Raw genomic sequence first — 221 nt, 5'->3', positions numbered from 1 at the left:
GTAAGCCTGCCCGTTTGCATTTACATCATTCTGCGCAAGTGCATCGGCTTCTGCTTGGGTTGCAGCAGTGTATGTTCCTGCGTTGACAGTGTAGGTTACAGTTGAACCTGTTCCTCCAGCTCCGCAGTTATTCCTAGTGAAAGTTCCGCTTTTTACCACGTTTACAAAACTACAAGAACCTTGAGCATTAGCGTAAGCCTGCCCGTTTGCATTTACATCAT

The 221-nt window shown here is 46.6% G+C and carries 1 protein-coding gene; it reads right to left on the bottom strand.

The genetic code is table 11. The features are described 5' to 3' along the window. Positions 1 to 221 (bottom strand): DUF5977 domain-containing protein (locus tag DMB71_RS00025; RefSeq protein ID WP_162614715.1); only part of this gene is annotated, 221 nt, incomplete at both ends.

It is taken from the genome of Flavobacterium tistrianum (assembly GCF_003254545.1).
Classification (GTDB): domain Bacteria; phylum Bacteroidota; class Bacteroidia; order Flavobacteriales; family Flavobacteriaceae; genus Flavobacterium; species Flavobacterium tistrianum.
The sequence above is the reverse complement of the archived record's forward strand: the minus strand, read 5'-3'. Positions and strand labels throughout refer to the sequence as shown.